The sequence below is a fragment of the Microbacterium sp. MEC084 genome (assembly GCF_004514465.2).
In the GTDB taxonomy this organism is placed as follows: Bacteria; Actinomycetota; Actinomycetes; order Actinomycetales; family Microbacteriaceae; genus Microbacterium.
In genome coordinates this window covers 1-7,398 of sequence record NZ_MYFP02000035.1, presented here as the reverse complement: position 1 = coordinate 7,398, position 7,398 = coordinate 1, and the positions used below count along the sequence as shown (strand labels likewise).

Sequence of the window (7,398 nt, the reverse complement as noted above, 5' to 3'; positions counted from 1 at the left end):
AGTAGGGCTGACGGGCGAGCTTGAGCACCCGGCACGACACCGTCACGGGGATCCCCGCGTCGGCGAGCTCAGACACGAGCGGTACGTCATTTTGGGGATCCACCGAATTTCAGGTTCGCCTGCGACAGATACGCCGCCGCTCGCCGGAGGACCTCGTTCTCCTGTTCGAGGAGGCGGACCCGCTTCTTCAGTTCACGAGCCTCGGCAGCGTCCACCGCGGTCTGACCGGGACGGTTGCCTTCCTCGACGTCAGCTTGACGGAGCCAGTTCTGCAACGTCGCCTCGCTGATACCGAAGTCGGTCGCAATCTGCTTGATGGTGACGCCGCTCTCACGGCTACGAGCGACAGCGACGACGTCCTCGCGGAACTCTCTGGGATAGGGACCGGGCATGATGACATCCTCCCCGCCAGCGCCTCCCGGCACTAACGATCAGTTGTCACCAGTTCCTGCTTCACGCCCTCCCGCCCGTCGAGTTCGAGAACGCGTTCTATGCTGTCCAAGCCGACCGCGAACTGCTGGTCGGAATCAAATAGCGCGAGTCTCCATCAGACTCAGGGCGCTTCAGAAGGGGCGGCTCCCTTGGTTTGCCCCGAGCGCGACCTCCTCTACGATCTTCTCGCGAAGCTCTGAAGAGCCTGTGTGCAGCAGGATGTCGATGAGTACCTCGGCTGCCAAGAGCTCGACTCGAGCGACGGGAACCGGCGCGTTGGCTCGGGCCCATGCCTCCGCCTCCGCCAGGCGGAGCCGGACGAAATCATCGAATGTGGCAACCACGGCGTCGTTGAATCCCCGTTCGGCAATGCGCTACTAATCGCTCCCCCAGAGAGCGATTTGTCCGCCGATTCTCCGGCGCTGCGTCCGTGTGAGCGAAGATATCAGTGATCAGGACCGGCACCCCGTCGAACACGAAGAGCGGGGCGAGAGTACGATGACTCTCGCCCCGTTCGAGTTGGTTCAGCTCAGCGAGAAACCCCGGCGCCGGTGTACGAGACCGGCGTCGCCACCGGCCCCGAGGCGTCAGCTCCGGGGCTCGTGGCTTTTGGGGCGCGCTCGACGGCGACGCTCGCGAACTTGAGCGAAGCGCCGACGTTGTCGGCGACGACGTCGCGGGTCTCGCGGGTGTTGCCGGTTTCCTTGTCGGTGTAGGTGCCGAAGCGGAGGTCGCCGGCGACGATCACCGCGTCGCCCTTGCGGAGCGAGCTGGCGACGTGCCGCGCCTGCTGGTTGAACACGACGATGCGGTGGAACACCGTGCCGACGTCCTCCCACCGGTTCGTCGTCGCGCTGAGACGACGGTCGTTGACGGCGACGCTGAAGCGGGCGTATTCGTTGCCCGACTCGCTCGCGCCGTGCTCGGGCCCACCGAGACTTCCGCGTAGTCCCGCGGTTCTTCGGGTCGCATCCGATCAAACCGATCAGATCGCACCACTCACCCCTGTTTGCAACCATCTCTCCGGCGAAGTCAGCGCAGGTTCGCGATGAACGCCCGGGTGCGCTCGTGCGTCGGCGCCCCCAGGACGGCCTCGGCGGTGCCGGTCTCGATCACGACTCCGTGCTCCATCATCACGACGCGGTCGGACACCATGCGGGCGAAGTCCATCTCATGCGTGACGATGACCATGGTCACGCCCTCCTCCGCCAGCTCCTGGATGGTGCGGAGCACCTCCTGCGTCATCTCGGGATCGAGTGCGCTCGTGGGCTCGTCGAACAGCAGCAGGCGCGGTTTCATCGCGAGAGCACGGGCGATGGCCACCCGCTGCTGCTGCCCGCCCGAGAGCGTGGCGGGCTTCTGGTCCGCCTGCCGCTCGAGGCCCACCCGCGCGAGCAGGCGCCGTGCGTTCTCGAGCGACTCACGACGATCCTCACCTTTGACGCGCACCGGGGCGTGCCAGACGTTCTCCGCAGCCGTCATGTGGGGGAAGAGATTGAAGTGCTGGAACACGAAGCCGATCCGCTGCCGGTCGCGGGCCAGAGCCCGCGAGTCCTCGCCGTAGGTTCCGTTGCCGCGCAGCCTCTGGCCGAGCGGCTTGCCATCGAGCAGGATCTCGCCAGACGAGACGTCCTCGAGCCGATTGAAGGTGCGCAGAAGCGTCGTCTTTCCCGAACCGGACGGCCCGATCAGCGTGACGACCTCTCCCTCGTGCACCTCCACGTCGATGTCGTGGAGAACCTGATTGGCGCCATAGCTCTTGTTCACGCCGATGGTGCGGATGACGGGTTCGGATGCGCCGACGGGCGCGACGATGCCCGTCATCGCCCGACCACCTGCACGCGAGCGCCGCTCGCGGTCATGCGCGGCACCCGCGCGAGGCGGCGCACGGCGCCTGCGAACGGCACCTCGTACGGCAGCCCGACGAGATCGTTGCAGCGCCGCTCGATGAACCACTGGATCACGGTCCATACGGTCGTGAGCAGCAGATAGTAAAGCGCCGCGACGATGAAGATCTCGAAGGTCTTGAAGGTCGCCGAGCTCAGCGACTGCGTGACCAGGAACATCTCCTGCACTCCGATCACGCTCAGGATCGATGTGTTCTTCATCAGGCCGTTGAACGAGTTCCCCAGCGGCGGCACCATCGTGCGGATCGCCTGCGGCAGGACCACCCAGCGCATGGTCGACGCGGCAGACATCCCGAGGGTGCGTGACGCTTCCAGCTGTCCCTTGGGAATCGATTCGAGACCGGCGCGGGCGATCTCGGCGACGTACGCGCTCTCATTCAGCGTGAGCGCGACCACCGCGGCCTGCACGGCGCCGGCGATCGAGATCCCCGCAAGGCTGATGTTCTCGAAGCGGAACAGTCCGGCGGCCGCGAAGCCCATGTAGAGCAGCACGAGTTGGACCAGCAGCGGCGTGCCACGAAGCACCCAGATGTACACGCCCGCCAGCGATCGCAGGACGAGCCACCGAGATCGTCCCATCAAAGCGACACCGAGGCCCACGACGAGCGCGAGGGCCATGGAGACCACAGAGATGGCGATCGTCAGCCCGAGCCCGTGCAGGAACGAGGGCGAGGGCGTGAGAAGGCTCCCCCAGAAGAACTCCGGATCGAACTGCATGTCGTCTCCTTGTGTGCGGGCGATCAGAATGCCGCGTCGATGTTCATGTCGGTCTGCCCGTACTCCTCGAGCAACTGCTCGTACGTTCCGTCCGCCTTCTGCCCCGCGAAGGCCTCGGCGAGGGCGTCCCGAAGCGCGGCGTTGTCCTTCGACACCGCTGCCCCGACCTTGATGAGGCCGTACGCCTCTCCCGCTCGCACCAGACGGCCGTCGGTCTGCTGGTTCCGATAGGCGATGACCGGGGACTCCGCCGCGAGCGCATCCTGCTGGCCCGACATCACGCTCTGCGCCGCGCTCGTGGCGTTGTCGAACTTCACCACCTCGAGACCGGAGCCCTCCGCCTCACAGGTCTCCTTCATCGTCTCCATGTTGAGCTCGGCCGTCGTGCCGATCGTCGTGGCGACGCTGTTGCCGCACAGCGACTCGTCGTAGCCCTCGATGCCCTTCGGGTTGTCCTCGAGGACCGCGATGCCCTGCCCCTGCCACACGTACGGTACGAAGTCGACGACCTCCTCGCGCTCCGGCTTGATGTATAGCGACGAGATGATCGTGTCGCACTGGCGAGCCTGCAGCGTCGGGATCAGTGAGCTGAACGCGACGTCCACGTACTGCGTCTCCAGGCCCAGCCGCGCGGCCAGGTCGTCCGCGAGGTCGATCTCCATGCCGGCCGGGCTGTTCGTCTCGTCGTACATGTAGTTGGGCGGCAGCGCCATCGACAGGGCGGTGCAGATCGTGAGGGTGCCATCCGTCACCAGCGCTCCCGTGTCGACGCTCGCGACTGTCTCCGGCTTGTCGGACGCCGCGTCCGCCGCGGGTGCGGAGCACCCCGACAGCGAAGCCGTGATCGCGATTCCCGCCAGTGCGGCGAACGGGACCAGGAGGTTCGAGGTGGTGCGCATGTGGTGACTGCCTTCCTAGCGTCAGACGGACAACTGTGCTTTGATTGCGATCATCCTGTTGTAGGACAGTGGGATAAAGGGATAGTCGAAACCGGATCGTCCAGGAGCGTTTACATGCCAGAAACGAATGAGTTCGTCCTCCGCCCCGCACAGCAGCGCGCCCTGCCGCAGCTCGTCGCCGACCAGTTGATCAAGGTGATCGCCGCATCCGGCATGCCCGCGCTCCGGCTGCCGTCCGAGCGCGAGCTGTCGGAGCAGTTCGAGGTCGGTCGCAACGCGCTCCGCGAAGCCCTGACATTCCTCGAGGGAATCGGCGTCATCACCACGCGCAAACGAGAGCGCTTCGGCAACCCAGGACGCGCCCGCGCTCAGCTGGTCGCCTTCTCGACGCGCCCTCCGGTGGATGGCCTGCTGGCCGACGATCCGATCGAGACGCGCCGCATCATCGAGCCCTCCACCGCCGCGCTCGCGGCCGAGCGCAGGACCGCAGAGGACATCGCCGAGATCGGACACTGGATCGACGTCATGCAGCGCGCCCATGATGGTGGCCAGCGCGTGATCGACTACGACGAGGTCTTCCACGTCTCCATCGCCCGGGCGACTCGCAACCACACGCTGCTCGAGCTCGTGAACACTCTGATGGACGTCACGCACGAGAGCCGCGAGATGTCGTTCGAACCGGTCAGCGCAGCCGAAGCCGCTCTCGACGACCACCGGCGCATCTTCGAGGCGATCCGCGATGGCGACCCGGAAGCCGCGCGGACGGCGATGCTCGAGCATGTCACGCAGGTCGAGCGCCTCATCAAGGAGGCGTCCCGGAAGATCGCGGAGGGCGAAGATGTCTGAGACCGTCGAGGCCGGCCGAGGAGCCGTTTCCTCCCCCCATTGGCTCGCCTCCGAGGAGGGCGCGCGGATCCTCGCGGCGGGAGGCAGCGCGATGGACGCGGCGATCGCCACCAACGCGATGTTGGGCGTCGTCTACCCGCACATGTGCGGCGTGGGCGGCGACATGTTCATGCTGTACTACGAGGCCTCCTCTGGTGAGGTCCACTGCCTCAACGCGACCGGTCCGGCTCCTCGCGCCGCCACGCGGGAGGAGTTCCTCCGACGCGGCCTCACCGCGGTCCCGGCGCGGGGGCCTCTGTCGGTGTCGGTGCCGGGCACCGTCGCCGGCTGGGACGTCGCCTCCCGCCGCTTCGGCCGGCTCGGGCTGGAGGCGCTCCTGAGCGGCGCCGCCGACGTGGCGGAAGCGGGCTACCGCGTCTCACCTGGGCTCGCCCGGTGGATCAAGAGCTCGGCCCCCGAGATCGCGGAGGGATCACCCCTGCAACGGATGCTCTCCCTCGGCGGAGAGTGGCTGGGTGAGGGCGACACCGTCACGCAGCCCGAACTCGCCGCCACTCTGCGTGCCATCTCGACGCAGGGACGGGACGGTTTCTACCGCGGCGCCGTGGGCGAGGCGATCGCGTCGGCCATGAAGCGCAGCGGCGGCCTGATCACCGCTGCCGACCTGGCCGAGTTCGAGCCCGAGTGGGTCGAGCCGATCACTCATGTCATCGACGGATACCAGCTGTTCGTGCCTCCGCCCAACAGCCAGGCTGTCACAGCCCTGCTGATGCTGCAGTACTTCCGAGAGGCCGGGGGCAGCGCGGCCGACGAGCGAGACGCCCGGTACTACGAGCGACTGGTGGAGGCGAAGCGCAGGGCCTTTGCCTTCCGCGACAGCCACGTCGGCGACCCGCGCTTCCACCCGCAGACGGTCGAGGACGCGCTCGCGGTGCTGCGAACCGGGGCCGCACAGTCCGCACCCGCGCCGGCTATGGCCGGCTACCCACCATCCGGCGACACGGTGGGCTTCGTCACGAGGGACGGCTCGGGCAACATGTGCGCAGCCATCCAGAGCCTGTACTACGGGTTCGGATCTATGTTCATGCCTGAGGGGACGGGAGTGATCCTGCACAACCGCGGGCACTATTTCTCACTTGTCCCGGGGCGCGTGAACTCTCTGGAACCGGGCAAAAGGACGATGCACACTCTCATGTGCGCGATCGGTCTCGTGGACGGACATGCACGATTCGCGGTCAGCTCGATGGGAGCCGACGGTCAGGCGCAGTTCGTGTTCCAGGTGTTCCAGGAGCTCTTCGCCGGCGCCACGGCACAGGCGGCCACCAGCGCCCCGCGTGTGCTCCACGGGCGCTTCACCCTGGACGACGACCCGGACGTGCTGCGAGTGGAGCCGTTGGCGGATCCCACCATCGTCCGCGACCTGGTCGACCGGGGTCTGACCGTCAGGGAGCTCCCGGAACCGAGCGAGACGATGGGGCACGCGCAGGCTATCGCCGTTCGAGGCGATCGCGTCGAGGCGGGATTCGATCCGCGGAGCGACGGCAGCGCCGTCCTCGTCTGACGCGCGTCCAGCGCGACGTCGTCGCAGCGTCTGGCCGGTGCGAACCTGCCACACCGACGTGGTGCCGGCGCTGTCGTCAGATCCACGCTCCCGCCGCATGTACTTTGTGTACACCGCTTCGGTAGAGTTCGCCCGTGGAGCGACGCCGACGCGGTACCGCCGTGTTTGTCGCGGTCGGGCGCCACTGGTGTGTCGGGACCGAGCTTCAGCGAAATTGGCACATCCAGAGTGTGGACCACCGCGGTCGCAGTACGCCCCAGGAAGCCATCTGAAACCGGTGCGAGCGGTTCGACGCCATCGGATGTGTTCCACATGCGGATGATGGTGCCGTTCAGGTCGAGATCGATGTTCAGTCCGTATGCGGTGCTGACACGCGCTCCGGATGACATCAGCCTCACGGATGCGATGCGATCAGGTGAGATACGGCCAACGGTCATCTCAAGCATGGAGAACGCATCAGCGTCACCCTCCGAGACGAGTTCGCGTGAGCCCCTCCTCGCGACTCGCTCCTGGACGACGGCCGATGCGAGTTCTCGTGCCGTCAGGTCAGGGCGGAGACCGTGACGGCGTGCAAGGCGGTCGACTGCGGCGGGTCGACTATCGGCGTCCACGAGCCGCTTGCGTACAGCTTGGGTGGCATCTGGTAGGCCCAGAGCATCGTCCCGTCGCTCGTGGCACACCAGACAGCGTCGAACTGAACCGGCCTGGGTTTCGTTCCTATCGGTTTCCCTGTCCGGCGGTCGCCGGGGAGGCTGATCCGAGGTCAGCGTAGTACGCGTCCTCGATTTCGGCCGGGGTGCGCATGCCGAGCTCGCCATGGAGGCGTTGGTGGTTCCACCACCACACCCATTCGAGCGTCGCAAGCTCGACCTGCTCGACCGTCCTCCAGGGCCCGCGCTGGCGGATCAGCTCGGTCTTGTAGAGGTTGTTGATCGCCTCGGCGAGGGCATTGTCATACGAGTCCCCGACAGTGCCTGTCGACGGGGTCGCGCCAAGTTCGACGACGCGGTCGGTGTAAACCATCGACATGTAGTTC

The 7,398-nt window shown here is 66.6% G+C and carries 7 protein-coding genes and 1 pseudogene; 2 read left to right on the top strand and 6 right to left on the bottom strand.

Translation table 11 applies throughout. From position 1 onward, the window contains the following. Nucleotides 1-86: 86 nt before the first annotated feature. The 5 genes and pseudogenes from B5M43_RS14665 to B5M43_RS14645 form a co-directional block, all read right to left on the bottom strand. Nucleotides 87-392, bottom strand: coding sequence for a transposase (locus B5M43_RS14665; protein WP_230668260.1), 306 nt, complete (start codon nt 390-392; stop codon nt 87-89). Between the two features lie 569 nt (nt 393-961). Continuing rightward, a pseudogene (locus B5M43_RS14660) lies at nt 962-1,363 on the bottom strand (single-stranded DNA-binding protein); the annotation flags it as partial. A 101-nt stretch (nt 1,364-1,464) separates the two neighbouring features. Then, on the bottom strand, nt 1,465-2,256 hold the full coding sequence (locus tag B5M43_RS14655) for an amino acid ABC transporter ATP-binding protein (RefSeq protein ID WP_134747218.1): 792 nt from the start codon (nt 2,254-2,256) through the stop codon (nt 1,465-1,467). Continuing rightward, nucleotides 2,253-3,056, bottom strand: a complete 804-nt coding sequence (locus tag B5M43_RS14650; protein WP_134747216.1) for an amino acid ABC transporter permease — start codon at nt 3,054-3,056, stop codon at nt 2,253-2,255. Before B5M43_RS14650 ends, B5M43_RS14655 begins: the two co-directional genes overlap by 4 nt. Before the next feature lie 23 nt (nt 3,057-3,079). Next, nucleotides 3,080-3,955 carry an ABC transporter substrate-binding protein gene (locus B5M43_RS14645; protein ID WP_134747214.1) on the bottom strand — a complete coding sequence of 292 codons (876 nt, stop codon included), beginning with the start codon at nt 3,953-3,955 and terminating at the stop codon, nt 3,080-3,082. Between B5M43_RS14645 and B5M43_RS14640 the strand changes: the two genes are divergently transcribed. Both B5M43_RS14640 and B5M43_RS14635 read left to right on the top strand, forming a co-directional pair. After that, on the top strand, nt 3,956-4,801 hold the full coding sequence (locus B5M43_RS14640) for a FadR/GntR family transcriptional regulator (RefSeq protein WP_134747212.1): 846 nt from the start codon (nt 3,956-3,958) through the stop codon (nt 4,799-4,801). It abuts the gene before it with no gap. Next, a complete protein-coding gene (locus B5M43_RS14635; protein ID WP_134747210.1) occupies nt 4,695-6,362 on the top strand; it encodes a gamma-glutamyltransferase family protein in 1,668 nt (555 codons plus the stop codon). Before B5M43_RS14640 ends, B5M43_RS14635 begins: the two co-directional genes overlap by 107 nt. 717 nt (nt 6,363-7,079) lie before the next feature. On the opposite strand, the gene B5M43_RS14630 is transcribed toward B5M43_RS14635, so the two are convergent. Then, nucleotides 7,080-7,398: integrase core domain-containing protein (locus tag B5M43_RS14630; RefSeq protein ID WP_230668257.1), on the bottom strand; the 319-nt coding region annotated here is incomplete at its 5' end.

Coding starts and splice junctions, on each gene's coding strand:
- B5M43_RS14655 (WP_134747218.1), bottom strand. CDS start 2,256: ATGACGGGCATCGTCGCGCCCGTCGGCGCATCCGAACCCGTCATCCGC.
- B5M43_RS14665 (WP_230668260.1), bottom strand. CDS start 392: ATGCCCGGTCCCTATCCCAGAGAGTTCCGCGAGGACGTCGTCGCTGTC.
- B5M43_RS14635 (WP_134747210.1), top strand. CDS start 4,695: ATGGCGACCCGGAAGCCGCGCGGACGGCGATGCTCGAGCATGTCACGC.
- B5M43_RS14650 (WP_134747216.1), bottom strand. CDS start 3,056: ATGCAGTTCGATCCGGAGTTCTTCTGGGGGAGCCTTCTCACGCCCTCG.
- B5M43_RS14645 (WP_134747214.1), bottom strand. CDS start 3,955: ATGCGCACCACCTCGAACCTCCTGGTCCCGTTCGCCGCACTGGCGGGA.